The 23,702-nt window shown below is 63.4% G+C and carries 26 protein-coding genes; 13 read left to right on the forward strand and 13 right to left on the reverse strand.

The window, feature by feature from the left end; genetic code table 11:
* Positions 1-7: 7 nt before the first annotated feature.
* From ftsY to AC0L3I_RS02690, 4 genes are all read left to right on the forward strand, one after another.
* Positions 8-1,717 (forward strand): signal recognition particle-docking protein FtsY, encoded by a 1,710-nt coding sequence (ftsY, locus tag AC0L3I_RS02675; protein ID WP_473525880.1) that lies wholly within the window; start codon positions 8-10, stop codon positions 1,715-1,717.
* Between the two features lie 62 nt (positions 1,718-1,779).
* Positions 1,780-2,454 (forward strand): septation protein A, encoded by a 675-nt coding sequence (locus tag AC0L3I_RS02680; protein WP_473525881.1) that lies wholly within the window; start codon positions 1,780-1,782, stop codon positions 2,452-2,454.
* 16 nt (positions 2,455-2,470) lie between these two features.
* Positions 2,471-3,091: a pyridoxamine 5'-phosphate oxidase family protein gene (locus tag AC0L3I_RS02685; protein WP_473525882.1), complete on the forward strand. Its 621-nt coding sequence runs from the start codon at positions 2,471-2,473 to the stop codon at positions 3,089-3,091.
* 40 nt (positions 3,092-3,131) lie between these two features.
* Entirely contained in the window at positions 3,132-3,665 is a 534-nt protein-coding gene (locus AC0L3I_RS02690; protein WP_473525993.1) for an NADPH-dependent FMN reductase, read from the forward strand.
* A gap of 299 nt (positions 3,666-3,964) precedes the next feature.
* Here AC0L3I_RS02690 and AC0L3I_RS02695 read toward each other — a convergent pair whose 3' ends face one another.
* Positions 3,965-4,174 (reverse strand): tautomerase family protein, encoded by a 210-nt coding sequence (locus AC0L3I_RS02695; RefSeq protein WP_473485951.1) that lies wholly within the window; start codon positions 4,172-4,174, stop codon positions 3,965-3,967.
* A gap of 32 nt (positions 4,175-4,206) precedes the next feature.
* Complete coding sequence (locus tag AC0L3I_RS02700; protein WP_473525883.1) at positions 4,207-5,124, reverse strand: SMP-30/gluconolactonase/LRE family protein; 918 nt, start codon at positions 5,122-5,124, stop codon at positions 4,207-4,209.
* 309 nt (positions 5,125-5,433) lie between these two features.
* Between AC0L3I_RS02700 and AC0L3I_RS02705 the strand changes: the two genes are divergently transcribed.
* Complete coding sequence (locus AC0L3I_RS02705) at positions 5,434-5,601, forward strand: hypothetical protein (protein ID WP_084646772.1); 168 nt, start codon at positions 5,434-5,436, stop codon at positions 5,599-5,601.
* Positions 5,602-5,674: 73 nt separating this feature from the next.
* Here AC0L3I_RS02705 and AC0L3I_RS02710 read toward each other — a convergent pair whose 3' ends face one another.
* The 5 genes from AC0L3I_RS02710 to ccmA all read right to left on the reverse strand — a co-directional run bounded on the left by AC0L3I_RS02710 (position 5,675) and on the right by ccmA (position 9,093).
* Entirely contained in the window at positions 5,675-6,718 is a 1,044-nt protein-coding gene (locus AC0L3I_RS02710) for a DUF2332 domain-containing protein (protein WP_473525884.1), read from the reverse strand.
* 15 nt (positions 6,719-6,733) lie between these two features.
* Positions 6,734-7,312: a DsbE family thiol:disulfide interchange protein gene (locus AC0L3I_RS02715; RefSeq protein ID WP_473485954.1), complete on the reverse strand. Its 579-nt coding sequence runs from the start codon at positions 7,310-7,312 to the stop codon at positions 6,734-6,736.
* The gene (gene ccmD / locus AC0L3I_RS02720) at positions 7,309-7,476 is read right to left on the reverse strand and encodes a heme exporter protein CcmD (protein WP_029349414.1); all 168 of its coding nucleotides are present in this window, start codon (positions 7,474-7,476) and stop codon (positions 7,309-7,311) included. Before ccmD ends, AC0L3I_RS02715 begins: the two co-directional genes overlap by 4 nt.
* A gap of 137 nt (positions 7,477-7,613) precedes the next feature.
* Complete coding sequence (gene ccmB / locus AC0L3I_RS02725) at positions 7,614-8,279, reverse strand: heme exporter protein CcmB (protein ID WP_473485955.1); 666 nt, start codon at positions 8,277-8,279, stop codon at positions 7,614-7,616.
* Between the two features lie 211 nt (positions 8,280-8,490).
* Entirely contained in the window at positions 8,491-9,093 is a 603-nt protein-coding gene (gene ccmA / locus AC0L3I_RS02730) for a heme ABC exporter ATP-binding protein CcmA (protein WP_473485956.1), read from the reverse strand.
* Between the two features lie 286 nt (positions 9,094-9,379).
* Here ccmA and acnA point away from each other — a divergent pair, with 286 nt between their 5' ends.
* Positions 9,380-12,070: an aconitate hydratase AcnA gene (acnA, locus tag AC0L3I_RS02735; RefSeq protein WP_473525885.1), complete on the forward strand. Its 2,691-nt coding sequence runs from the start codon at positions 9,380-9,382 to the stop codon at positions 12,068-12,070.
* 83 nt (positions 12,071-12,153) lie between these two features.
* Here the strand turns inward: acnA and AC0L3I_RS02740 are convergent, their stop codons facing one another.
* Entirely contained in the window at positions 12,154-12,840 is a 687-nt protein-coding gene (locus AC0L3I_RS02740; protein WP_473525886.1) for a ceramidase domain-containing protein, read from the reverse strand.
* Between the two features lie 177 nt (positions 12,841-13,017).
* Here AC0L3I_RS02740 and AC0L3I_RS02745 point away from each other — a divergent pair, with 177 nt between their 5' ends.
* Both AC0L3I_RS02745 and AC0L3I_RS02750 read left to right on the forward strand, forming a co-directional pair.
* Positions 13,018-13,812, forward strand: a complete 795-nt coding sequence (locus AC0L3I_RS02745; protein ID WP_473525887.1) for a DUF1223 domain-containing protein — start codon at positions 13,018-13,020, stop codon at positions 13,810-13,812.
* A 647-nt stretch (positions 13,813-14,459) separates the two neighbouring features.
* Positions 14,460-14,846: a DUF2794 domain-containing protein gene (locus AC0L3I_RS02750; protein ID WP_123148775.1), complete on the forward strand. Its 387-nt coding sequence runs from the start codon at positions 14,460-14,462 to the stop codon at positions 14,844-14,846.
* Positions 14,847-14,850: 4 nt separating this feature from the next.
* Here the strand turns inward: AC0L3I_RS02750 and AC0L3I_RS02755 are convergent, their stop codons facing one another.
* The 4 genes from AC0L3I_RS02755 to AC0L3I_RS02770 all read right to left on the reverse strand — a co-directional run bounded on the left by AC0L3I_RS02755 (position 14,851) and on the right by AC0L3I_RS02770 (position 20,068).
* Positions 14,851-15,420, reverse strand: a complete 570-nt coding sequence (locus tag AC0L3I_RS02755; protein ID WP_473525888.1) for a GNAT family N-acetyltransferase — start codon at positions 15,418-15,420, stop codon at positions 14,851-14,853.
* Between the two features lie 209 nt (positions 15,421-15,629).
* Positions 15,630-16,409, reverse strand: a complete 780-nt coding sequence (locus AC0L3I_RS02760; protein ID WP_095495795.1) for a Bax inhibitor-1/YccA family protein — start codon at positions 16,407-16,409, stop codon at positions 15,630-15,632.
* A gap of 241 nt (positions 16,410-16,650) precedes the next feature.
* Positions 16,651-19,149 carry an ABC transporter permease gene (locus AC0L3I_RS02765; protein ID WP_473525994.1) on the reverse strand — a complete coding sequence of 833 codons (2,499 nt, stop codon included), beginning with the start codon at positions 19,147-19,149 and terminating at the stop codon, positions 16,651-16,653.
* 223 nt (positions 19,150-19,372) lie between these two features.
* The gene (locus tag AC0L3I_RS02770; RefSeq protein WP_473525889.1) at positions 19,373-20,068 is read right to left on the reverse strand and encodes an ABC transporter ATP-binding protein; all 696 of its coding nucleotides are present in this window, start codon (positions 20,066-20,068) and stop codon (positions 19,373-19,375) included.
* 84 nt (positions 20,069-20,152) lie between these two features.
* On the opposite strand from AC0L3I_RS02770, the gene AC0L3I_RS02775 reads away from it, so the two are divergent.
* Positions 20,153-20,794 (forward strand): arylesterase, encoded by a 642-nt coding sequence (locus tag AC0L3I_RS02775; RefSeq protein WP_473525890.1) that lies wholly within the window; start codon positions 20,153-20,155, stop codon positions 20,792-20,794.
* Positions 20,795-20,930: 136 nt separating this feature from the next.
* Positions 20,931-21,527 (forward strand): RNA 2',3'-cyclic phosphodiesterase, encoded by a 597-nt coding sequence (thpR, locus tag AC0L3I_RS02780; RefSeq protein ID WP_473525891.1) that lies wholly within the window; start codon positions 20,931-20,933, stop codon positions 21,525-21,527.
* On the opposite strand, the gene AC0L3I_RS02785 is transcribed toward thpR, so the two are convergent.
* Positions 21,431-21,949 (reverse strand): low molecular weight protein-tyrosine-phosphatase, encoded by a 519-nt coding sequence (locus tag AC0L3I_RS02785; RefSeq protein ID WP_473525892.1) that lies wholly within the window; start codon positions 21,947-21,949, stop codon positions 21,431-21,433. The two genes, thpR and AC0L3I_RS02785, sit on opposite strands and share 97 nt — an antisense overlap.
* A 52-nt stretch (positions 21,950-22,001) precedes the next feature.
* On the opposite strand from AC0L3I_RS02785, the gene AC0L3I_RS02790 reads away from it, so the two are divergent.
* From AC0L3I_RS02790 to AC0L3I_RS02800, 3 genes are all read left to right on the forward strand, one after another.
* Positions 22,002-22,295 (forward strand): 4a-hydroxytetrahydrobiopterin dehydratase, encoded by a 294-nt coding sequence (locus AC0L3I_RS02790; protein ID WP_473525893.1) that lies wholly within the window; start codon positions 22,002-22,004, stop codon positions 22,293-22,295.
* 236 nt (positions 22,296-22,531) lie between these two features.
* A complete protein-coding gene (locus AC0L3I_RS02795; RefSeq protein WP_473525894.1) occupies positions 22,532-22,894 on the forward strand; it encodes a YkvA family protein in 363 nt (120 codons plus the stop codon).
* Positions 22,895-23,129: 235 nt separating this feature from the next.
* A complete protein-coding gene (locus tag AC0L3I_RS02800) occupies positions 23,130-23,633 on the forward strand; it encodes an invasion associated locus B family protein (protein WP_023803328.1) in 504 nt (167 codons plus the stop codon).
* Positions 23,634-23,702 lie beyond the last annotated feature (69 nt).

A 23,702-nucleotide genomic window follows, 5' to 3' on the forward strand; every position in this document is an offset into this window, starting at 1 on the left:
CAAAAACATGGCTGGTTTTCTCAAGAAGATATTTTCGTTCGGCAAGAAGGAAGTGGTCGAGGAGCGGATCGACGAGACCACGCCGCTGCCGCCGATCAAATGGGACGCTCTGGAGGCGCTGAAACCGGCGACGGAGCAGGCCGTTCCGGAATTTTTGAAACGCGAAGAGCCCCGGCCCGAGGCAGAAGCTGCGCCTCCGCCACCGGTCGAGGCGGAAGCACCGCCTGCGCCGCTACCGGCGCCTGTTGAAGAGACCGAGCCCGCTCCGATCATTTCCCCCGAGCCACAAATCCAGCCGGAGCAGGCTCCGGTCGAGGAGCCAAAGCCCGAGCCCGCTCCTACCGTTCCGCCCGAGCCAGAAATCCAGACAGAGCCTGCTCCGGTCGAGGAACTGCGGCCGCCGGAGCCGGAGCCCGAAGAAATCCCGGCCGCTCCCGTCATCGCTGAGCCAGTTCCTGCACCAGAGCCGCAGGAAATTCTTGAGCCCGAGCCGCAGCCGCCAGAAATCGCCCCGTTCCAGCCGGAAAAACAGCCGGAGCCGGAGTCCGTCGAAATGCCGGCACCGCCCGCCGAGGCCCCCTCAACTGCGCCCGAGCCTGAGGCGCCGCCGGCCGAAATCCCGCCCCCCATTCGCCAGCCGGCGCCGATCGAGGCGAAGCCGGTGCTTGCCGAGATCGCACCCGAGCCGGAGGCCGTTCCGCAACCACCGCCGGAGCCAAAGCCGGCCCCCGGCAAGGTCACTGTAACCAAGAAGGTCGAGCAGAAAGCGGAGCCGCAGAAGGCGCCGGGACCGGCACCGAAACGCTCCTGGTTCCAGCGCATGAAGGAGGGGCTTGCCCGCTCTTCCCGGGAACTGTCCGGCAACATCGCCGGCGTCTTCACCAAGCGCAAGCTCGACGAGGACACGCTGCAGGATCTGGAGGACGTGCTGATCCGGGCCGATCTCGGCATGGAGACGGCGTTGCGCATCACCGATTCGCTGGCCGCCAGCCGCTACGGCAAGGACGTCTCCGAGACGGAAGTCCGCGCCATCATGGCGAGCGAGGTGGAGAAGGTGCTGACCCATGTCGCCATGCCGCTGGAGCTTGACCTCAGCCACAAGCCGCATGTCATCCTTGTCGTCGGCGTCAATGGCACCGGCAAGACCACGACCATCGGCAAGCTGGCGGCAAAGCTGACCGACGGCGGCCTGTCGGTGATGCTCGCAGCCGGCGACACCTTCCGTGCCGCCGCGATCGAACAATTGAAGATCTGGGGCGAGCGCACCAAGTCGCCGGTCATCGCCTCCAAGCTTGGCGCCGATGCGGCAGGTCTTGCCTACGACGCGTTCGAACAGGCCAGGCAAGCCGGCTCCGACGTGCTGATCATCGACACCGCCGGGCGGCTGCAGAACAAGACCGAGCTGATGGCGGAACTGGAAAAGATCGTCCGGGTGCTGGGCAAACTCGATCCGGAAGCGCCACACACCGTGCTGCAGACGGTCGACGCCACCACCGGCCAGAACGCGCTCAACCAGGTCGAGATCTTCCGCAATGTCGCCGGCGTCAACGGTCTGGTAATGACCAAGCTGGACGGCACGGCACGCGGCGGTATTCTGGTGGCGATCGCGGCAAAGCACAAATTGCCGGTCTATTTCATCGGCGTCGGCGAACAGGTCGACGACCTCGAACCTTTCTCCGCAAGCGAGTTCGCCAGGGCGATCGCTGGAGTAGCATAGCAAGCATGATGCCAAGAAGTTGCAGACTTCTTGGACAGGATCTTGCGCAAGAAGGAAAGCCTATGAACCCGCGCATCCTCGAACGCGACCCGTCCGACCCGCAGAAACAGAAGAAGGAAGGCGTCAATCCGCTGCTCAAGCTGGTGCTGGAGCTCGGCCCGTTGATGGTGTTCTTCTTCGCCAACGCCCGCGGCGCATGGCTGTCGCAGAAATTTCCGGTGCTGGCCGAATTCGGCGGACCGATCTTCGTCGCCACCGGCCTGTTCATGGCCGCGACCGCGATCGCGCTGGCCGCGTCCTGGCTGCTCACCCGCACCTTGCCGATCATGCCGATGGTGTCGGGCGTCGTCGTCTTCGTCTTCGGCGCCCTGACGCTCTACCTGCAGGACGACATCTTCATCAAGATGAAGCCGACCATCGTCAACATGCTGTTCGGCGGCGTGCTGCTCGGCGGCCTGTTTTTCGGCAAGTCGCTGCTCGGCTACGTCTTCGATTCGGCCTTCAGCCTCGATGCCGAGGGCTGGAAGAAACTCACCTTCCGCTGGGGCCTGTTTTTCCTGTTCCTGGCCCTTGTCAACGAGGTGGTCTGGCGGAATTTTTCCACCGACGCCTGGGTTACCTTCAAGGTCTGGGGCATCATGCCCATCACCCTTCTTTTCACCTTCAGTCAGATGCCGCTGATCATGCGCCATTCGCTTGAAGGCAAGACCGGAAACGAAGAGAAGGCCGGCAAGTAACGGTTAGGGAGAGGGCATGGAATTCGTCACCACGCGCGAAGAGCTGAGAACGATCTATAAGACGCCTCGGCCGACCGACGGCTCGATCCGCAAGGAACTGAAGGCGCTTGATGGCCACAGCCGTTCCTTCATCGGCAAAAGCCCCTTCGTGCTGATCGGCTCCTCCGACGGCACCGGCAATGCCGATGTGACGCCGAAGGGCGACAAACCGGGCTTTGCCGCCGTGCTCGACGAGAAGACCATCGCCATCCCCGACCGGCCCGGCAACAACCGGCTCGACACCCTGGAGAACATTCTTCTCAACCCCTCGGTCGGGCTGCTCTTCCTCATCCCGGGCATGAACGAGACGCTGCGCGTCAACGGCGACGCCCGCATCACCGTCGATGCGGCTTTGCGCGAGCGACTCGCCGTTGACGGCAAAGAACCGCAAAGCGTCGTCCTGGTGACGGTCAAGGCCGCCTACATGCATTGCGCCAAGGCCTTCATGCGCTCCGATCTGTGGAAGCCGGAAACCTGGTACGACCGTGCGACGCTGCCGACGCTCGGCCAGATCCTGCGCGACCAGCTGGCGCTCGCCGATTCGGTCGAGGCGACCGACCGCTGGCTGGACGAAAGCTACAAGCAGACGATGTGGTAGCGTGACCGGCAACGAATCGCCAGATCCCGCCTCTAAGCCTTTGCTGAACATCCTCGCCATTTCCGGCAGCCTGCGCGCCGCCTCGACCAATTCCGCCCTGGTCGCGGCACTCGCGCAAAACGTGCCGCCGGACTGTCACGTGTCCGTTTATGACGGGCTTGGCCGGCTGCCGATTTTCAACCCGGATGACGAAGGCGAGCGGACGCCACCGCAAGCAGCGGCGCTGATCGACGCGATCACCGTCGCCGACGGCGTGATCGTCTCCTGCCCGGAATATGCCCATGCCGTGCCAGGAGGCCTCAAGAACGCGCTCGACTGGCTGGTCTCACGCGACGCCGCTGTCGCCAAGCCGGCCATGCTGGTGCACGCCTCGCCGCGCTCGCTGTTTGCCCGCGCGGGTCTGGCCGAGATCATGCGCACCATGTCTTTCGCGCTCTATGAGGAAGCTGCGCTCGAAATCGCTCTGCTCGGCAAGAAGCCTCCGGAGGTGGAGAAAATCCTGGCGGAACCGACAAACCGGCTGGCGATGCGCAGCGCCGTCTCGGCCTTCACCGACGTCATCCGCTCGCGTTAAGCGGCGGCCACTGTGCTTTCGTTGTCCCGGAGCGGAGCGAACGCGAACCGAGCATCGGCGATCCTTCGCGCCCCCTCTGTCCTGCCCTCTTTGCCACCACTTGGCATCTCCCCCACAAGGAGGGAGATTGGCCGTCATCCGCTTTCGCCAACCTCCATTGTTGAAAGACGGGCTAGGCGACGAAGCTGCCGATCTCCCCCAAGGGGCCTTGAGGGGGAGATGCCCGGTAGGGCAGAGGGGGGGCGCTGTCCCGCAGGCCTCTTGCAAACTTCCGCGCCGCTGCCGTGCCCGTCGGGAGATTAGCCCTTCCGTCTCAGCGTCTCGACATCGGTCTCACCGACGAACCAGTCGCGCGCATTGACCTCCTCGAAGACCACCCAGACATCGTTGCTGGTCAGGCCGGTGGCACCGACGATCGCCGCGGTCACCTGGGCAGCGATCGCCGCTTTCTTGCCCGAGGGGTCATCGGCAATCACCTCCTTGACGAGGCGGATGTTCACGAATGGCATGGAGGCCTCCCTGGATGTTGCTTGACGGCCGCTCAAAATGTCTTGGCGCCGTTGACCATCAGCCGGACCATGTAGAGCGAGGTCGTGCCGGCGATGTAGAGGCAGTTCAGTTTGTTGCCGCCGAACACGCAATTGGCGACGACTTCCGGCACCTTGATTTTGCCGATCAGCGTCCCGTCGGGATCGTAGCAATGGATGCCGTCGGCGGCGCTGGTCCAGATCCGCCCGTGATCGTCGAGCCTGAAACCATCGAACAGGCCGGCCGTGCAGTCGGCGAAGACCTTTCCGCCGGAGACCTTCTTGCCACCCTCGTCGATATTGAACACCCGCATATGCGCCGGGTTCTGCGTGCCATGGGTGCGGCCGGTATCGACGACATAGAGCTTGCTCTCGTCGAGCGAGAAGGCGAGCCCGTTGGGCCTGACCATGTCGGTGATCACCGCGTCGATCTCGCCGGTTCCGGGATCGGCCCGGTAGACATGGCAGGCGCCGATCTCACTCTCGGCCTTGTCGCCCTCATAATCCGTATCGATGCCGTAGGTCGGGTCGGTGAACCAGATCGAACCGTCGGACTTGACAACCGCATCGTTGGGCGAGTTCAGCCGCTTGCCGCGCCATTTGTCGGCGATGGTGGTGATCGAGCCGTCATGCTCGGTGCGGCTGACCCGGCGGCCCGAATGCTCGCAAGTGACCAGCCGGCCCTGCCGGTCGACGGTATTGCCGTTGGAATTGCCGGACGGCTGCCGGAACACGCTGACACTGCCGTCGGTCTCGTCGTAGCGCAGCATGCGGTTGTTGGGGATGTCGGACCACACCACATAACGGCCGGCCGCAAACCAGGCCGGCCCTTCCGCCCACCGGCATCCGGTGAACAGCTTGTCCACCTGCGCATTGCTGTTGAACAGCCGCGCAAAACGCGGATCGAGAATTTCGTAGTCTTCGGCGGCCATGGTTTCCTCCCGTTCATGCAAAATCGCTAGTGCCGGCGCAATCAAGCCAGCCGGCGATCAATATGGCAAGATCGTTGATGTCGGCCTCACCGCATCTTGAGACATCGGAGCAAAACGCGGCAAGGCCGACCTCGCTCAAATGATAGGGCCCAAATTGATGGCGCTCATGCGCGGTTAACCGGCTATGCGTCCAGCGCAATGGTGCATTGCAACATCTTCTTTTTGCAGTGCATCATAACTATGTCATGCTGCGTATCGATCAGGGAGGAACAACCTGCCGCAACAATGCGGCGCAGAAGGAACCTCGCTATGATTCTCGACAACCTCATGAGCCGCGCTCGCACCAGCATCGCCAAGCGCCGGCAATACAACCGCCTCATCGCCGAAATCGACTCTTTTTCCAGCCGCGATCTGGCCGACATGCGCGCCGACCGCAGCGAAATGCTCTACCAGGTCCACAAGCAGATCTACGGCTGAGGCGAACGGATGATCCCGAAAAGTTGCAGACTTTTCGGACGAGATCATGCGCAACCAGAACTGTTTGATCGGCTTAGCCGATCCATTCGATCCAGCGGCCGTGGTAATCGCAACGGGCCAGGCGGCGTGTCTCGCCGCCGGGCCATAGAGTGAGGCTGAGCACCGCCCATGGCTTTGTGGGATCGCGCGGCTCCATCCTCAGCCTTGCGATAGGCGCAGCCGCCGTGGCCTGTCTGCCCGCCTGCTCCAGGGTGGCGGTGATGGCATCCTTGGTCGCCCGCGGCAGGTATTGCCACATGGTCGAATGATAGAGCACGAAGGTGCCGCCCTGCTGCCGCGTGGCCAGTGCCTTCTCGATAAAATCCGCCGCGTCCGCTTTGACAAGTAGCGGTGGAAACTTTTGGGCAAGTGACAGCGCGGCGTCGAGCCGGGCCAGCCGCGCTGCCTGATCGGCCCAGACGTAAGACCGAAGCCGTAAGCGCGCCGCTGCGTCGGCAACATCGATCGGCGCGATGTCGCAGCCGGCGCGATGGCGGACGTCGATCGCTCCACCAAGCGGCACAGCGAGGCCGCGCACCTCCGGTGCCAACCGCACGGGGGAGGCCGGGTCTCCCCACTCGGCATCGCGGTAAAGGTAGTGAAAGCTGTCGAACAGGAGATTGAGCCCGGCGCTGGCGCCGATCTCGCACAGATCCAGCGGCAGGCCGGTTTCCCGCGCCACCGTCAGAAATCCAGGCAGCAGCATCGCCGACCGGGCGATTTCATTGGTCTGCGGCGCGCCGGCGAGGCCGGCGATGATCTGATCGTCGGACCGCGCAATTACCTCCGGCAGCACCGCCGCGATCTCGGATTCGCGTGTCTGGTTGGGCGGATAGATCAGTGCCAGCTGCTCACTGGCACCCGTCAGGACCAACCCATGCAGCGCGCCGCAGAGCCGCAATGCGAGGCCGTCGGCGCGCGCGTCGCCCGGCCAGCCGAGCACCGCCTGCCCGGCCCTGGTGTTTGCGTCGAGAACCTTGGCCAGCGCACGGCATAAATTCGCGGTGAAGGGCGAGCCAAGTCCATCGCAGGCTTTCGCCTGAGCCAGAAGATGTTCGCGGATGTCTCGTTCGTCCATCGCGTTTCCGGTGTCTCAGCCGGGCGCGGCCAGCGCCTTCTCGATCTCCGGCAAAAGCAGCGTCTGTGCCGAGCCTGGCGTCAGCGGGCCGACATGTTTGTAGGCGATCTTGCCGTCCTTGCCGATGACGAAGGTTTCCGGCACGCCGTAGACGCCCCAGTCGATTGCTGCGCGCCCCGCCGCGTCGACGCCGATCGCCTGGAACGGGTTGCCGAGATTGCCGAGGAACCTGCGGGCGTTTTCCGGCTGGTCCTTGTAGTTGAGCGCGGCGATGACGAAGCGCTTGTCCTGCGACAACGCCAGCAGCACCGGATGTTCGTCGCGGCATGGCCCGCACCACGACGCGAAGACGTTGACCAGCGTGACATTGCCGGCGAACTGCTTGGAATCGAGCCCCGGCAAATTCATGCCCTCCAGCGCCGGCAGATTGGTCTGCGGCGCCGGCAGGCCGATCAGCGCCGATGGCACTTCCGAAGTGTCGCGACCGGACAACAGCTGCGTCAGGAACAGCCCCGCCAGCCCGAGGAAAATCAGCAACGGCAACAGCACGATCAGGCGCCGCCCGCGCGCCGGCGTTTCCGTCTCCATGCTCATGATTTCCCCGCCTTGTCGGAGCGCCGCCGCACGCCGGACGCTTCCAGTTCGGCGAGGTCCCTCTTGCGTGCACGCTGGTCGAACAGGATCCAGCCGATCAGCCCGGCCAGAACCACGGCCGTGATGGCATAGGCAGCGGTCACATAAAGGGCGTGTACGCTCATATGGGTAGCTCCGCCGGCGCAAAAACTTTCAACCGGACCATTCCGCTTCGTTCGAACATGCCTTCCCTTAACCTTGCGCCATCGGCTTCGCAATCGACGGCAGCGCCGCAGCCTTTGACGTCAGGCGGCCGTCTAATTTAGTCCGCCCCATGACGCAGCGCCAGCGCTGCCGCAACCGGCCCCAGCACGGCAAGAAACAAGGTCAGCGCGGCGAGAATGAGGAAAGGCTGCAGGAACGGATCGGGGTTGGCCACCGCGCCATAGCTTGCCGAGACGCCGAAGATCAGCACGGGAATGGTAAGCGGCAGCACCAGCACCGAGATCATCAGCCCGCCGCGCGGTAGCGCCACCGCCACCGCCGCACCGGCAGCGCCGATGAAGGTGATCGCCGGCGTGCCGACCAGAAGGGTCAGCGCCGTGGCGCCGATGCCGATCGGCTCCATATTCATGAACAGGCCCAGCAAGGGCGCCGCGATGACCAGCGGCAGCACGCTTCCCGCCCAATGCGCCAGGCATTTCGTCAGCACGGTCAGCGCCAGCATCTGCCGTTCGTCGCCGAGCACCAGCAGATCGAGCGAGCCGTCCTCCCGGTCGGCCTGGAACAATCGGTCGAGACCGAGCAGGCAAGCGAGCAACGCGCCGATCCACAGGATCGCCGGGCCGATTCGGGCTAGCAGATTGAGGTCCGGCCCAACGCCGAAGGGGATCGTGGCGATCACCGCGAGAAAGAAGATCACTCCGGTCAGCGCCCCGCCGCCGGCCCGGATACTCAGGCGGATATCGCGCAGGAAGAGGGCTAGCATGGTGTGAGATGCCTTTGCCCAGGCACCCCCCTCTGTCCTGCCCTCTTTGCCACCACTTGGCATCTCCCCCGCAAGGGGGGAGATTGGATGGCACTTCGGCTTTCGCCAATCTCCATCCTTGAAAGATGAGCGCAGCGACGAAACCGCCGATCTCCCCCCTTGCGGGGGAGATGTCCGGCAGGACAGAGGGGGGTGGGCGGGAGCGCCGACATCAACCGGTCATCCTCAATTCTTGCGCCCCCCCAAGCCCCAGCGGCAGATGCGTGGCCGCCACAACGATCCCCCCGTCTTCAAGATGCTTCCGCATCAGCACGGCGAATCGCTCTTCCGAAGCCTTGTCCAGCCCGGCCGTCGGCTCGTCGAGCAGCCACAGCGGTCGCCGGCTGACCAGCAATTTTGCGATCGCCGCGCGGCGACGTTGCCCGGCGGAGAGATAGCCGAACGGCAGATGGCCGATACCATCAAGCCCGACCGTTTCCAGCGCCTGTTCAGCGCTCAAAAAATCTGCGCCCAAAAAATCGCGCCAGAAGCGCAGATTTTCCGCCACGCTCAGCGCCGTCTTCATCGCGTTCTGGTGGCCGAGATAATGGCAGGCCGAGGCTACCGACGGAAAATCCTCAGCGCCACCTTCGAGAAGCAAACGGCCTGCCGCCACCGGCAGCAGCCCGGCAACTACCCTGAGCAGCGTCGATTTCCCCGCGCCGTTCGGCCCGGTGACGATCAGCGCCTGGCCTTTTTCCAGGGCAAAACCGATGCCGGAAAAAATCGTCTCGCCGCCGCGTTCGCCGCCCAGATTTTCGGCGATCAGCCGCATTCCTTGCCCGTCCCGAAAACACCGCGCCACGGCAGCTGCCGCATCGCACAAAATAGCCGTTCGACTGTCTAGAACTATTCCAGGAAATTCTCTATATCCGGGTCATCCGTGCCAGCGGTCGGCACGGGAAGCGAATTAGCGCCGAACCAGCGCACGCGCCGCCTTGAACGGCTCGGGTTGGCTGGGAACGGACAGCGGAAATGGCCGTACCCGCACCTTTGCGCGTGATTGCATGCCCATCGGCGTCCGTTCCCGTTCAGGCTGAACAGACAAGGACGGATCGCACGTGTCAAAATCCCTCGATAGTTTCAATTGCCGTCGCACGCTGACCGCGGGCGGCACCGACTATGTTTATTACGATCTTGTCGAGGCCGAGAAGAACGGCCTCACCGGCATCGGCCAGTTGCCCTATTCGATGAAGGTGCTGCTGGAGAACCTGCTGCGCAACGAGGACGGCCGTTCCGTCACCAAAGAGAGCATCCAGGCGGTCGCCGGCTGGCTGACCGACAGGGGCACCGCCGGCGTCGAGATTGCCTATCGCCCGGCCCGTGTGCTGATGCAGGATTTTACCGGGGTTCCGGCCGTGGTCGACCTGGCCGCCATGCGCGACGCCATGGCTTCGCTCGGCGGCGACCCGCAAAAGATCAATCCGCTGGTGCCGGTCGACCTGGTCATCGACCACTCGGTCATCGTCGATGAGTTCGGCACGCCGCTGGCTTTCGCCAGGAATGTCGAGCTTGAATACGAGCGCAACGAGGAGCGCTACAAATTCCTGAAATGGGGCCAGCAGGCCTTCCGCAATTTCCGCGTCGTGCCGCCCGGCACCGGCATCTGCCACCAGGTCAATCTCGAATATCTCGGCCAGGTCGTGTGGACCAACACTGAAGGCGGCGAAACCACCGCCTATCCCGACACCTGCGTCGGCACCGATTCGCACACCACCATGATCAACGGCCTTGGCGTGCTCGGCTGGGGCGTCGGCGGCATCGAGGCCGAGGCCGCGATGCTCGGCCAGCCCGTCTCCATGCTGTTGCCCGAAGTCATCGGCTTCCGCCTCACCGGCAGACTGAGGGAAGGCGTCACCGCCACCGATCTCGTGCTCACCGTCACCCAGATGCTGCGCAAGAAGGGCGTCGTCGGCAAGTTCGTCGAGTTCTTCGGTCCGGGTCTGTCCAACATGACGCTGGCCGACCGCGCCACCATCGGCAACATGGCGCCCGAATATGGCGCCACCTGCGGCTTCTTCCCCGTCGACGGCGAAACCATACGCTACCTCACCATGTCCGGCCGCGAGGAAAACCGCATCGCGCTGGTCGAGGCATACGCCAAGGCGCAAGGCATGTGGCGCGATACCGGCTCGGCCGACCCGGTCTTCACCGACCTGCTCGAGCTCGATCTCGGCGATGTCGTGCCGTCGATGGCCGGCCCCAAGCGTCCGGAAGGCCGGGTCGCGCTGGAAGACATTCCGGCCGGCTTCGCCAAGGCGATGGAGACCGAATACCGGAAGGCCGCCGAAATCGAGAAGCGCTACGCCGTCGAAGGCACCAACTATGATCTCGGCCATGGCGATGTCGTGATCGCCGCCATCACCTCCTGCACCAACACCTCGAACCCGAGCGTGCTGATCGGCGCCGGGCTGCTGGCGCGCAACGCCAACCGGCTCGGGCTCAAGCAGAAGCCATGGGTCAAGACATCGCTGGCGCCGGGCAGCCAGGTCGTCGCCGAATATCTGGAGAAGTCCGGCCTGCAGAAGGAACTCGACCAGATCGGCTTCAACCTGGTCGGCTTCGGCTGCACCACCTGCATCGGCAATTCCGGCCCGTTGCCGGCGCCGATCTCCAAGACCATCAACGATAAAGGTTTGATCGCTGCCGCGGTCTTGTCCGGTAACCGCAATTTCGAAGGCCGCGTCTCGCCCGACGTGCAGGCGAACTACCTCGCTTCGCCGCCGCTGGTCGTCGCCCACGCGCTGGCCGGGACCGTGACCAAGGATCTGACCACCGAGCCGCTCGGCGAGGACCGTGACGGCAACCCGGTCTACCTCCGGGACATCTGGCCGAGTTCGGTCGAGATCCAGGAGTTCATCGAGAAGAACGTGACGCGCGAACTGTTCGCCCGCAAATATGCCGACGTCTTCAAGGGCGACGAATACTGGCAGAACGTCAGGGCGCCGGAAGGCCAGACCTACGCCTGGGACGACCATTCGACCTATGTGCAGAACCCGCCCTACTTCGCCGGCATGACATCAGGCTTCAGCACAATCGGCGACATCAAGGGCGCCCGCGTGCTCGGCCTGTTCGGCGACAAGATCACGACCGACCACATCTCTCCGGCCGGCTCGATCAAGGCGGCATCTCCGGCCGGCAAGTATCTTACCGACCATGGCGTCGGCGTCGCCGACTTCAACCAGTACGGCACGCGGCGCGGCAATCACGAGGTGATGATGCGCGGCACTTTCGCCAACATCCGCATCCGCAACCACATGCTGGGCGAGAACGGGCGCGAAGGCGGCTACACCATCCACTATCCGTCGAAGGAAGAGAGATCGATCTACGACGCCGCCATGGAGTACAAGAAGGAAGGCGTGCCGCTGGTCATCTTCGCCGGTGTCGAATACGGCAACGGCTCGTCGCGCGACTGGGCGGCCAAGGGCACCAACCTGTTGGGTGTTCGCGCCGTCATCGCTCAGTCGTTCGAGCGCATCCACCGCTCGAACCTGGTCGGCATGGGCGTCATCCCCTTTGTCTTCGAGCAGGGCACCTCATGGGCCTCGCTCAACCTCAAGGGCGACGAACTGGTCGAGATCGACGGACTGAGCGCCATCAAGCCGCGCCAGAAGATGGTCGCGAAGATCACCTATAGCGACGGCACGGTGAAGAACATTCCGATCATCTGCCGCATCGATACGCTGGACGAGCTCGACTACTTCAAGAACGGCGGCATCCTGCAATATGTGCTGCGCGATCTGGCGGCATAGGAATTAGGGGAGTACGGGAGTAGGGCAGTAAGGGAGTAGGGAAGACGATACCTATTCCCCTATTCCCCTATTCCCCTATTCCCCTATTCCCCTATTCCCCTATTCCCCTTCTTCGGCGCCCCGAAGCGCGCTGCCGCCGCCAGCAGCACGCCGAGCATCAGCCCGTTGAGGATGTGCCACAGGAAATGCGTGCCGAGCGGGAAGCTGCCGCAGACCAGCGGATCGATCATCCTGAAGATGACCGACACGACGAAGATCGCCGAGCCCGCCAGATTGTACCAGCCGGCGCGGTTGCCGCTCGCCGCCACTATGACGCCGAAGAAGGCGAGCGCCAGGAAGGGCGGCAGATAGCCGGTCGTGCCGTTCGATGCCTGGCGCAGCCAGTCCGGCACGGCCCAGGTCAACAACCCGGTGACGGCATAGAAGGCGACGAAGATGGCGACCGCCTTGCCCCATTTCATGCCGAGAAAACGGCGCAGGTTGAACAGCGTGTAGGCCAGCGTGAACCCGGCGATCGGCAGCACGTCGGCCCAGACCGTGCCATGGTTGGCAAAGGTATGGAACAGCGCCGAGCCGACGCCGATCGCCACCACCCACCAGGCCAGCACTTCGGCGAAGATGCCGGTGCCACGCCGGCGCACCTCCCGGACACCCCACAGCCCGGCGATAAGAAAAACCAGATTGGTCAGTGCGTTGACCGGCTCGGCCCAGAGCTCCGGCCCGACCCGCTCGCAGTACAGGTCGACCGGCGTCAGGAGAGATTGCCACATGCTGATTGTTGCCCGAATCGGTATCTACCCTGAAGTGTAGCCGTCCTATTGCGCCCTTGCAGTTGGTTACAGCGGTAAAATTTCACCGCAACGTGACTTCCCGTTGACTGCCGCTTCTGCCACATATTTCGCCAATCAGAATAAAGCCGGCCATCTCCGGCGGGAGTCGAAACGGCTATGACACCTCGAAGACCATTGCGGCTTGCGGCATTGGCGCTGGCCCTCTCGGTGTTTGCCGGCGCTGCACTTGCCGGCAATGCGCTTGCCGGTGAGGCCGACAAACCCCAGGCTGACAAAGCCTCGACTGACCAGCTCTTGGGCGTGGTCGAGCTCTTCACCAGCCAGGGTTGCAGTTCCTGCCTGCCGGCCGATGAGTTTTTTGCCGAGCTTGCCGCCAAGGAGAACATCGTCGCGCTCGCCTATCATGTCGACTACTGGGATTATCTCGGTTGGAAGGACACGCTGAGCCGCAAGGAGAACACCGAGCGGCAATATGAGTATATGCGCGCCTTCGGCAGCCGCTCGGTCTATACGCCGCAGGCCGTCATCAATGGCCGCAGCCATGTCAACGGCGCCCGCCGCAAGGAAGTCGACGGCGCGCTCGCCCGCATGGAAAGATCCGGCGAAGGCATGCGGGTCAGCATCAACGTCAGCCGGACCAGCGACCGCGTCATCATCGACGCCGGCGATGCCGGGACCGGCCCCAGCGATGCCCATGTCGTCATCGTCTATTTCGACCCGCCGCAGACGATCAAGATCGGCAAGGGCGAAAACACCGGCCGCAGCATGACCTACTGGAACGCCGTCTCCGGCATCCAGACCGCCGGCATGTGGCACGGCAAGGCGCAGCGCTACGAATTGCCGATGAGCGTGATTTCCAAGAAAGGCGGCTGCGCCGTGCTGCTGCAATCGGTGGGCAAGGACGGCATGCCGGGTCCCATCCTCGGCGCCGCCTTGATCCACAAGCCTTGAGCGGGGACCTCTCCTTCTCCCCTTGTGGGGCCCGAAGGGCGGGCGAGGCCCGCGACTCGCCCCGGGTGTGGATCGGCGCGCAGCGCCGAGACGGATGAAGGGGTGCTGGAAGGAATGAGGTGGCGGCGATTTCAAGGAAATTGCCAACACCCCTCATCCAACCTCGCGGAGCCTGTCCTCGGGCTTGCCGGAGGCAAGACCCGTGGGCGAGGCCACCTTCTCCCACAAGCGGAGAAGGGAAGCCGCGCGCATCCCACTTTCATCCAGGCATTAAAAAACCGACGTCAGCTTGCTTCTGACGCCGGTCATTTAGGTTTTGGGATCGTCGCACCCGATTTTTCCCAAGGAAAAACCGAGGTTGGTTCGATCCGACGCAGACCCGTGGGCGGGGGGCTTGGGGTTTACGAGCCAGTGCCGGACCGAACCGTCTCAGGCAACACCCGTAAATTCGTCGGACATTGGGGCATTAGCGCGGATAAAAGAAGGCAGAATTGTGGCGAAGCATCACCAATTCCAACGAGCGTTTTATAAACGTGACTGGACACCGGGGAAACGGTGCGGCGCCGCCTTTGTCCGGCTGGGCTTGCAATTCCACGGCGAAAGCGCCAACTTTGGTTGGCGTAAGATTCATTCGAAGGGATCGAGGCATGACTGATCACGGCAGCGGGACGGAGGATGGGGACGCATCCGCAATACTGATCCCGCTGCATGAGGCAAGAGGCGAACGCCTCGACCAGCCGGTGCGGTTCGACCGGCGTGAATTGGACCAGATCCTGAGGCTTTACGGGCGCATGGTCGCCGCCAATGAATGGCGCGACTACGCCATCGACCATCTCACCGACCGCGCCGTCTTTTCCGTCTTTCGTCGCACCAGCGAGGTGCCGCTGTTCCAGATCGTCAAGGATCCGAAGCTGGCGCGCCGGCAAGGCGCATTCGCCGTCATTGCCGCCGGCGGCCGTATTCTCAAGCGCGGCCAGGAACTTGGCCGCGTGCTCGGCGTCTTCGACCGCACGCTGAAGCTGGTCGAGGCCTAACTACTTATTGCTGCTGGCGGAATCTCCGTTCCGGCAACGAGTTGGGGTCGGGCGGAACCAGAGCTCCATCATTGATCGGCAGTTGCATGAAAACGGTGTCGAGCCAGCGTCCGTGCTTGTAGCCGGAGCCTTCCAGGCGGCCCGAATGACGAAAGCCGAGCTTTTCATGCAACCGCACCGAGGCACTGTCCGGCCGGCCGTCGCCGATTACCGCGATGATCTGGCGGAAGCCCGCCGCCTTGGCCGCCTCGATCAGCCCTTGCATTAGCTTGAGCCCGATGCCATGGCCCTTGGCCTCGGGCGCGACATAGACGGAGTCCTCGACGACAAAACGGTACGCAGGCCGCGGCCGGAAGGCGCCGGCATAGGCATAGCCGAGCACAATGCCGTCTTTTTCCGCCACCAGATAGGGAAAGCCACCCGCCATCAGACTATCGAAGCGTTGGCCCATCTCGGCGCGATCAGGTGGTTCCAGCTCGTAGCTCGCCGTGCCATGGGTCACCGCGTCGGCATAGATATCCGTGATCCGATCGAGATCGGCCGAAGTCGCGGCGCGTATCGTGATGTTGCTCATAATTTATGCACGTCAATCATCTGCCGGCCATTTCATCAAAGACCGGGGCAGAAGAAAAGGGCGGCCGTTGGGCCGCCCTTTCCAAACTCACTGGTCCAAGGACTTGCCTTAAACCATGATCCCGAAAAGTGGGAACCGGTTTTCGGAAAAGATCATGGTCAAACAAAAAGACAGGGCTCCATCCCGACTTTATCGGGATGGACCCGGCTCTATCGGCGGTCGCCCATGAACTGCAGCAGGAACATGAACAGGTTGATGAAGTCGAGATAGAGCCTCAGAGCGCCCATGATCGCCTTGCGGCCGGCGACATCAGTCTCGTCGCCCTCGAAATACATCTCCTTGATGTTCTGCGTGTCATAGGCGGTGAGACCCGCGAAGATCAGCACGCCGATCGCCGAAACGGCGAAGGAAAGCGCCGACGACTGCAGGAAGATGTTGATCACCATCGCGATGATCAGACCAACCAGGCCCATGACTAGGAACGAACCGAACGCGGAAAGGTCGCGCTTGGTCGTGTAGCCGTAGAGCGACAGTCCGCCAAAGGCGGCGGCGGTGGCGAAGAAGGTCTGCGAGATACTGGCGGTGGTGTAGACCAGGAAGATCGACGACAGAGACAGGCCGACGAGGCCGGCATAGACCCAGAACGTCGTCTGCGCGGCCGAAACGCTCATCGACTGGACACGGAACGACAGGAACATCACCGCTGCCAGCGGGGCAAAGATCACCAGCCATTTCAGCGGCGAACCAAAGATCGCGTAGCCGAAGGAGGTCAGCATGTCGCCATTCGGCAGCGTGGCGACCGCCGAAGCCGGATCGGTGGTAGTGGCCAGCATGATCGTTCCGACCGCGGCGAGGCCGGTGATGAGGAGGCCAAGCCCCATCAGATTGTAGACCTTGATCATATAGGCGCGCAGGCCCTGGTCGATAGCAGCATCGACGCCGGCGCCGGGCACGGCACGCGTCTGATAATTGCGAACGGGTTCAGCCATGGAAATCCTCATATTGCTTCTGCCCCGTCCGGTGTCCGGCCCATTTGGACCGCGGCGCCGCTGGCGGGGCTCCAGCATGCCTGCGGCGAAATATGATGGTTATTGGCGCCAAGAACAAGACCGTAACCGGGCGTAATGCTTCGTGAAGACACGAAAATCCGGATTTATCGGCCTTCCGAACCCCAACATTAACAAGATTTAACCGAATCCCAGTCGCGTTGAGCCTGCAGATGCCTGCGGATCAGAGATTGCGCAGCACCGGCGCCGCCTTGTGGCCCAGCACCCGCCAGGTGCCGGCGAGGCCAATGCCGACCGTGACCACCAGCGCAAAGACGATGGTTGCCACCGCCACATCGGGCATGAAATGCGACGGCAGCGTCATGACGCGCGCGACAACGAACCACGCCGCAATCCCGCCTGCCGCCAGCGCGAAGATCGCGGTGGCGAGGCCGATCAGCATGTACTCCAGCGAAAAGGCCGCGATCAGCGTCTTCCTGGTAGCGCCCAGCGTCTTCAGCACCACTGCATCGTGGATGCGGGCGCGGTTGCCGGCGGCCAGCGCGCCGGCCAGCACCAGCACCGAGGCGATCAGCGCCACGCCGGCCGCGGCCCTGATCGCAGTGCCGAGTTGCGCCACCAGCCGGTTGACGATGTCGAGAGCGTCCTTGACCCTGACTGTCGTCACCGCCGGAAAGGCACGGGTGACGGCGTTGAGAAGACGGGCATCGTCGGCCGGCGACGCGCCCTTGTCGGTCAGCGTCGCCAGCCAGCTATGCGGCGCGCCGGCAAACGTGCTGGGCGAGAACACCATGACGAAATTGATGCCCATCGTCTCCCATTCGACCTGGCGGAAATTGGCGATCTTCGCCGTCACGTTGCGGCCAAGCACGTTGACGGTGATGGTGTCGCCGAGCTTCAGCCCGATCTCTGCGCCTTCCTCGGCCGAAAACGACACCAGCGGCTCGCCGGCATAGTTGTCCGGCCACCAGGAGCCTTCGGTCAGCGTCGCATTCGCGGGAATACTGGCCTCGTAGGTCAGCCCGCGATCGCCGCGCAGCACCCAGGCCCCTTCCGGCGCAACCCTAGCCTTGTCGACGTCGACGCCGTTCAGCGCCATCACCCGGCCGCGCAGCATCGGCACCTTGACCAGCGTGCCCTTCGGCGCTTGCCTGCCGACCAGCGCAGAGAACGCGTCGACGTCGCTGCTCTGGATGTCGACGAAGAAGAAGTTCGGCGCCCGTTCCGGCAGGCTGCCGGAAATCTGCCGCCTGAGATTGCCGTCGATCAGCGCCAGCGTCACCAGAAGCGTCAATCCCAGCCCCAGCGACAGCACCACCGACGGCGTCAAGGCACCTGGCCGATGGATGTTGCCGATGGCGAGCCTGAGCACCGTCGAGCCAACGCGCGGGCTCTTTTTGGCGGCCCACTGCACCAGCGCGCCGACGATGCGTAGCACCAGGAAAGCAAAAATGGTGGCGCCGACGAAGATCGAGGCGATATAGCGGTCGCCGGAAAACAGAATGGCCAGCGCCGCCAGGAGCAGCGCGATGCCGAGCGCCGCCGCCGTGTAGAGCGGGCGCGGAAAACCGCGGCCCTCAAAACCCATCTCGCGAAACAGCGCCGTCGCCGGCACGTCGCGCGCACGGCCGAGCGGCAGCAAGGCGAAAGCCAGCGTCACCAGCAGCCCGAACAGCGCCGCCATGCCGAGTGCGCCGGGATAGAACCCACCTTCCGCCGGCACCGGAATGACCGACTGGAGTACCGCGCTCGCCGCAAACGGCATCAGCGCGCCAAGCACAAGGCCGACCGTGATGCCGAGCCCGGCGATCATCAGGATCTGCACCAGATAGACGGTAAAGACGAAACCGCCCGAAGCCCCCAGGCTCTTGAAGGTGGCGATGACGCCGCGCTTGCCGTCGAGATAGGCGCGCACCGCATTGGCGACGCCGACGCCGCCGACCACCAGCGCCGTCAGCCCGACCAGCGTCAGGAACTGCGAAAACCGTTCGATGTTGGAGGACAACGCCGGTGCTGCGTTGCTGCGCGTGCGGATCGACCAGCCGGACTCGGGAAAATCCTCCGCCGCCTGATCCTGAATGGCTTTTATGCCCGCCTCGCCGGTGCCGCCGGGCAGGCGGACCTTGTAGGCGTTCTCGACCAGGCTGCCGGGCTGGATCAAACCGGAAGCGGCAAGCCCGTCCGTCGAGATCATCAGCCGCGGCGCAAAGCCGAAGCCGTCGGACACCGCGTCCGGTTCGTTGACGAGCCTAGCGCGCAGTTCGAATGTGGCGCTGCCCAGCTTCAGCCGGTCGCCGACCCCAAGGTTCAGCCGCTCGAATAAAAGGTCGGGTGCTGCAGCGCCGAAAACACCGGACTTTTCGCCGAACAATTCCTGCTTCGACAGCGCCGGCTCGGTCTCCAGCACGCCATAGAGCGGATAGGCTCCATCGACCGCCTTGGCCTCGACCAGCGCCTGATCGGAACCGTCCTCGAGCCGAGCCATCGAACGCATGTTGGCGCTGTGCGAGACTGTGCCCAGCCCATCAAGAAAGACGTGCTCGGCTTGCGTCGCGGCGCGCTGATTGAGCTGGAAACGAAGATCGCCGCCGAGCAGCGACTGGCCCTCGTTGGCGACACCGGCGGTAATCGCCCGGGCCACCGAATTGACGCCACCGATCGCCGCGACGCCGAGCGCGATGCAGGCAAGGAAGATCAGGAAGCCGGACAGCCCACCGCGCATCTCGCGCAGCGAAAAGCGGAAGGCGAGTGAAAAGGTGCGCGCCCAAGTGGCCGCTTCATCCGGCCGCGGAGCCTGTCCTCGGGCTTGCCGAAGGCAAGACCCGCGGGCGTCCACCTTCTCCCCGAGCGGAGAAGAGGTCGCCAACGCCGGCGCCAGCCTCTTCTCCCCGCCGGGGAGAAGGTGGCCCGAAGGGCCGGATGAGGGGGTCCTGTCAGCCATTGCGCTACGCCGTCACTCTAAGCAGTGGCGCGTCCTCGATCCGGCCCGACCGCATCGATACCTGCCGGGAGCAGCGTGCGGCGAGCGCCGGATCATGGGTGACCAGCACCAGCGTCATGCCGCGCTCGGCCGCCTTGGCGAACAGAAGATCGGCGACCTGCCGTCCCGTTGCCTGGTCGAGATTTCCGGTCGGCTCGTCGGCGATCAGGATGCGCGGCGAAGGCGCCAGCGCCCGGGCGATCGCCACACGCTGCTGTTCACCGCCGGACAGTTCGCCGGGATAGTGGGCGACGCGGTCGCTCAAGCCCACCGCCTCCAGCTCCCGCGCCGCCACCCCGAACGGATCGGCATGGCCGGCAAGTTCCAGCGGCACTGCGACATTTTCGAGCGCAGTCATGTTGGGAATAAGGTGGAAGGACTGGAAGACGATGCCAATGTTTCGCCCCCGAAACGATGCGATCTGATCTTCGCTCTTGCCGTTCAGCAATTCGCCGGCAATTCGTACCGTACCCGAATCGACCCTTTCCAAGCCAGCCAAAACCATCAGCAGCGTCGACTTTCCCGAGCCCGACGGCCCGACGATGCCGGTCGCCTCGCCATCGGCCACATCGAGGCTGACACCTTTCAGCACGTGGACGGAAGACGCTCCTTCGCCGAGCGTCAGCGATACGTCTTTCAGCGCGATGACGGCTTCTGTCAAAATAAAATCGTCCTATATTGGGAGAGGGGAGGTTGGAATTCTGCCTGCCGCCAACTAATGCCTTCGTCATATGGGGCCTGCCGCATGGCTTTCAAACACACACTTGCCGCAGCCTTGATCGTTTTCCTCGGATTTTGCGGCGCCATTTCGTCGGCGCGCGCCGAGCCCTTCAAGATCGTCGGTTTCGGCGACAGTCTGATGGCGGGCTTTGGCCTCGGACCGGATGAGGGCTTCACCCAAAAACTTGAGGCAGCACTTCGCGCCAAGGGCCACGATGTGACCGTCGCCAATGCCGGTGTCTCCGGCGATACGTCGAGTGGCGGCCTGTCGCGGCTCGACTGGTCGGTGCCGGACGGCACTCAGCTCGTCATCCTCGAGCTCGGCGCCAACGACATGCTGCGCGGCGTTTCTCCCGCCATCACGCAAAAGAATCTGGACGCCATGCTGGCGAAGCTGAAGCAGCGCAAGATCGCGGTGCTGCTGGCCGGCATGCGCGCCGCACCCAATCTCGGCGCCGACTACCAGAACGGCTTTGACGCGATCTTTCCGGAACTTGCGGCAAAATACGGCGTCCCGCTCTATCCGTTCTTTCTCGACGGCGTGGCCGGCGAGCCGGCTTTGCAACTCGACGGTCTGCACCCGAATGCGCAAGGCGTCGACCTTATGGTCGAGCGCATTCTGCCGGATGTCGAAAAGATCATTGCCATGGTTCAGGACAACTCTTGAAGGACTGGATGAGGCTACGCGTTCCGCAGGGCGATTTGAATTTTAGGCAGGGCTGCGACCAATAAACCGCTTGCCCCGCTCGATTTTCGATGATTCGCTAGGGGCAAGAGTTCGATTCGAGGACAGGAGGCTTACCATGCCGCGTCTTTTCACCGCCCTCGAAATTCCGCGTGACGCCGCCCTTTCGCTGTCCCTGCTCCGGGGCGGCCTGCCCGGGGCCCGCTGGATCGACGTCGAGAACTACCATTTGACGCTGCGCTTCATCGGCGATGTCGAGGGCCATGTCGCCGACGACATCGCCAACGCACTCGACCGTGTCCACCGGCCATCCTTCCCGCTGACGCTGTCCGGCGTCGGCGCCTTCGGCCAGAAGAAACCGCATGCGGTGTGGGCCGGCGTCTCCGCCTCGCCCGACCTTTCGGCACTGCAAGCCGAGATCGAGCGCATCTGCCAGCGGCTCGGCATCCCCGCTGATCCGCGCAAGTTCATGCCGCATGTGACCTTGGCCCGCTTACGCAATTCGAGCCCGCTCGACGTCGCCCAGTATCTTTCGGCACGCGGCAATTTTTCGACGCTGCCCTTCCGTGTCAGCCGCTTCGTCCTGATGTCGTCGCGCGATTCGGTCGGCGGCGGACCCTACATCGTCGAGGAGGCCTGGCCGCTGTCGGGCGCCGACAGCCGTGCCGCGAGCCGCGTCGCCAGCGCCTCCGACGCTTCGCGGATCATGCGGTAGACCGAGGCAAACGCCTCCGGCCCCTCGTGATAGGGGTCCGGCACGTCGCTCACCCTTCCCTCCGCGAACTCCAGGAACAGATGGACACGGTCGCGCATGGCGGCAGGCACCAGCGCTTTCAGATCCCGGAGATTCGATCGGTCCATGGCGAGAATCAGGTCGAAACGCGAAAAATCGTCCGGCGTCAGCTTGCGCGCCCGCTGTCTGGAAATATCGATGCCGTGCCGCTCTGCGATCGACACCGAGCGCGGGTCGGGCGCCGAACCGGCTTCCCAGTCGCTGGTTCCGGCCGAATCAAGCAGGATATCCCGATCGAGACCGCGCTCCGCCAGGACGGCGCGCAACACGCCCTCCGCCAACGGTGAGCGGCAGATATTGCCGAGACAGACGAAAAGAATGGATTTTATCGGCCTTGCGCTCATCGATCCGGCACTATGCTGAAGACTGCGCATCCAAATAGCACGGGAAACGAACATGACGAGAGAGAAACTGAGCAAGGAGGCGGTCGCCGAGGCGCTGGCCGGGCTCGACGGCTGGTCGCTGGGCAGGGACGGCGGCTCGATCGCTCGCACCTTCACCTTCAGGAGTTTTTCCGAAGCCTTCGCCTTCATGACACGTGTCGCCCTGGCGGCGGAGAAGATGGACCATCACCCCGACTGGTCGAATGTCTACAAGACCGTGAACGTGACGCTGAACACCCATGATGCCGGCGGCCTGACGGCGCTCGATTTCGAACTGGCCAAGACGATGGACCGCTATTTCGGCTAGAGCGTTGGAGATCTGTCGACGCCGTAGCCCCGGGGCGTTTCCGTTAATATCCAAAGTGGGCAATTGCCAGCCATTTGCAGGCCAGCATCACCTGAACCTAGGTTAACACAGCAAAGACCAATTCCGATTTTCAGGCCGGGAACTGCCGAGCTCTTGTAGTGGACTGGTGCTTTCACCACATTTTCCGCTGGCAGGCGCGCGTGGAACGACATGCGTAGCCTCCTTAGGAGAGACTGATGGCGCGAAAATCAGGTTTTGATTTCTTCGGCTTTAGCGGCAAGCCGGGCGAGGAGAGCGAAGTGCGCGAGAAATTCTGGCGCACCGCCAAGAGGGCTGCCCGGCAGATCCCGTTCATGGAAGAGCTGGTCGCCGCCTACTACTGCGCCATGGACAAGAACACGCCACTGCGCGCCAAGGGCATCCTGGTGGCGGCGCTCGGCTATTTCGTGCTGCCGACGGACGTCATCCCCGACTTCGTCTTCGGACTGGGCTTTACCGACGACATCGCGGTGCTGACCGCCGCGATCACCACCGTCAAAGCCCACATCACATCAGCGCATCGGCTCGCCGCCAAGCAGGCGATTGCCGACAACAGCTGAGCCGACGACAAGGCAGAAAAGTCAAACTCTTGCCGCTTTCGTGGCCTCCAAGTCGCGAAAGGGACGTTGCAACTGCCGCTTTTCGAGCGACGGGCGCAAGGATGGCGGCGGTTTCCTGGGGTGGATGTCCTTTTCCCAAGGGAAATTCACCGTTTGGTAACCCAGATTAAATCAAAATGAAGCGACGGGCAGGACGCTGAGCCGGCCTGCCTCCGCACCATATATGGGAAAAGCGATGCGCGGATTGATTGCTACAATTTCGAGCCTGGCACTGGTGGCCATGACAGCGCCGGCTCTGGCGCAGTCGGCGACCAAGATCGGCCAGCACAATGCCTGGGGCACCTACAGCTACCAGGCGTCGGGCGGCAAGGTTTGCTATGTGTTGACCGTGCCGACCGACAAGCAGCCGCCGACGCTTGACCATGGCGACATGTTCTTCTTCGTCAGCCAGCGGCCGGGACAGCAGGTCTCCTACGAGCCGCAATTCATCGCCGGCTACAATTTCCAGGAAAACTCCAAGGCCACCGTCACCATCGACGGCAAGAGCTTTTCGATGTTCACCCGCGGCAAGTCGGCCTGGGTCGAGAACGCCGCCGAGGAGCCGGTGCTGATCGCCGCGATGAAAACCGGCAGCGACATGAAGGTGCAGGCGAAGTCCGGCCGCGGCAACACCACCACCTATGTCTTTTCACTGAAAGGCATTTCGGCGGCGCTGTCGTCCATCGCCAAGTGCAAATAGCCATAGGCGAAGCGGAGTTTGAGTAGGGCCGGGCCGCAAGCCCGGCGTTTTGCTTTTTAAAACGCCGCC

Source organism: Mesorhizobium sp. WSM4840, from assembly GCF_055811755.1.

Bases quoted from the DNA above. Each gene is read 5' to 3' on its own strand.
- ftsY (WP_473525880.1), top strand. From the start codon at position 8: ATGGCTGGTTTTCTCAAGAAGATATTTTCGTTCGGCAAGAAGGAAGTG.
- AC0L3I_RS02680 (WP_473525881.1), top strand. From the start codon at position 1,780: ATGAACCCGCGCATCCTCGAACGCGACCCGTCCGACCCGCAGAAACAG.
- AC0L3I_RS02685 (WP_473525882.1), top strand. From the start codon at position 2,471: ATGGAATTCGTCACCACGCGCGAAGAGCTGAGAACGATCTATAAGACG.
- AC0L3I_RS02695 (WP_473485951.1), bottom strand. From the start codon at position 4,174: ATGCCATTCGTGAACATCCGCCTCGTCAAGGAGGTGATTGCCGATGAC.
- AC0L3I_RS02700 (WP_473525883.1), bottom strand. From the start codon at position 5,124: ATGGCCGCCGAAGACTACGAAATTCTCGATCCGCGTTTTGCGCGGCTG.
- AC0L3I_RS02705 (WP_084646772.1), top strand. From the start codon at position 5,434: ATGATTCTCGACAACCTCATGAGCCGCGCTCGCACCAGCATCGCCAAG.
- AC0L3I_RS02710 (WP_473525884.1), bottom strand. From the start codon at position 6,718: ATGGACGAACGAGACATCCGCGAACATCTTCTGGCTCAGGCGAAAGCC.
- AC0L3I_RS02715 (WP_473485954.1), bottom strand. From the start codon at position 7,312: ATGAGCATGGAGACGGAAACGCCGGCGCGCGGGCGGCGCCTGATCGTG.
- ccmD (WP_029349414.1), bottom strand. From the start codon at position 7,476: ATGAGCGTACACGCCCTTTATGTGACCGCTGCCTATGCCATCACGGCC.
- ccmB (WP_473485955.1), bottom strand. From the start codon at position 8,279: ATGCTAGCCCTCTTCCTGCGCGATATCCGCCTGAGTATCCGGGCCGGC.
- ccmA (WP_473485956.1), bottom strand. From the start codon at position 9,093: ATGCGGCTGATCGCCGAAAATCTGGGCGGCGAACGCGGCGGCGAGACG.
- AC0L3I_RS02740 (WP_473525886.1), bottom strand. From the start codon at position 12,840: ATGTGGCAATCTCTCCTGACGCCGGTCGACCTGTACTGCGAGCGGGTC.
- AC0L3I_RS02745 (WP_473525887.1), top strand. From the start codon at position 13,018: ATGACACCTCGAAGACCATTGCGGCTTGCGGCATTGGCGCTGGCCCTC.
- AC0L3I_RS02750 (WP_123148775.1), top strand. From the start codon at position 14,460: ATGACTGATCACGGCAGCGGGACGGAGGATGGGGACGCATCCGCAATA.
- AC0L3I_RS02755 (WP_473525888.1), bottom strand. From the start codon at position 15,420: ATGAGCAACATCACGATACGCGCCGCGACTTCGGCCGATCTCGATCGG.
- AC0L3I_RS02760 (WP_095495795.1), bottom strand. From the start codon at position 16,409: ATGGCTGAACCCGTTCGCAATTATCAGACGCGTGCCGTGCCCGGCGCC.
- AC0L3I_RS02765 (WP_473525994.1), bottom strand. From the start codon at position 19,149: ATGCGCGGTGGGCTGTCCGGCTTCCTGATCTTCCTTGCCTGCATCGCG.
- AC0L3I_RS02775 (WP_473525890.1), top strand. From the start codon at position 20,153: ATGGCTTTCAAACACACACTTGCCGCAGCCTTGATCGTTTTCCTCGGA.
- thpR (WP_473525891.1), top strand. From the start codon at position 20,931: ATGCCGCGTCTTTTCACCGCCCTCGAAATTCCGCGTGACGCCGCCCTT.
- AC0L3I_RS02785 (WP_473525892.1), bottom strand. From the start codon at position 21,949: ATGAGCGCAAGGCCGATAAAATCCATTCTTTTCGTCTGTCTCGGCAAT.
- AC0L3I_RS02790 (WP_473525893.1), top strand. From the start codon at position 22,002: ATGACGAGAGAGAAACTGAGCAAGGAGGCGGTCGCCGAGGCGCTGGCC.
- AC0L3I_RS02795 (WP_473525894.1), top strand. From the start codon at position 22,532: ATGGCGCGAAAATCAGGTTTTGATTTCTTCGGCTTTAGCGGCAAGCCG.
- AC0L3I_RS02800 (WP_023803328.1), top strand. From the start codon at position 23,130: ATGCGCGGATTGATTGCTACAATTTCGAGCCTGGCACTGGTGGCCATG.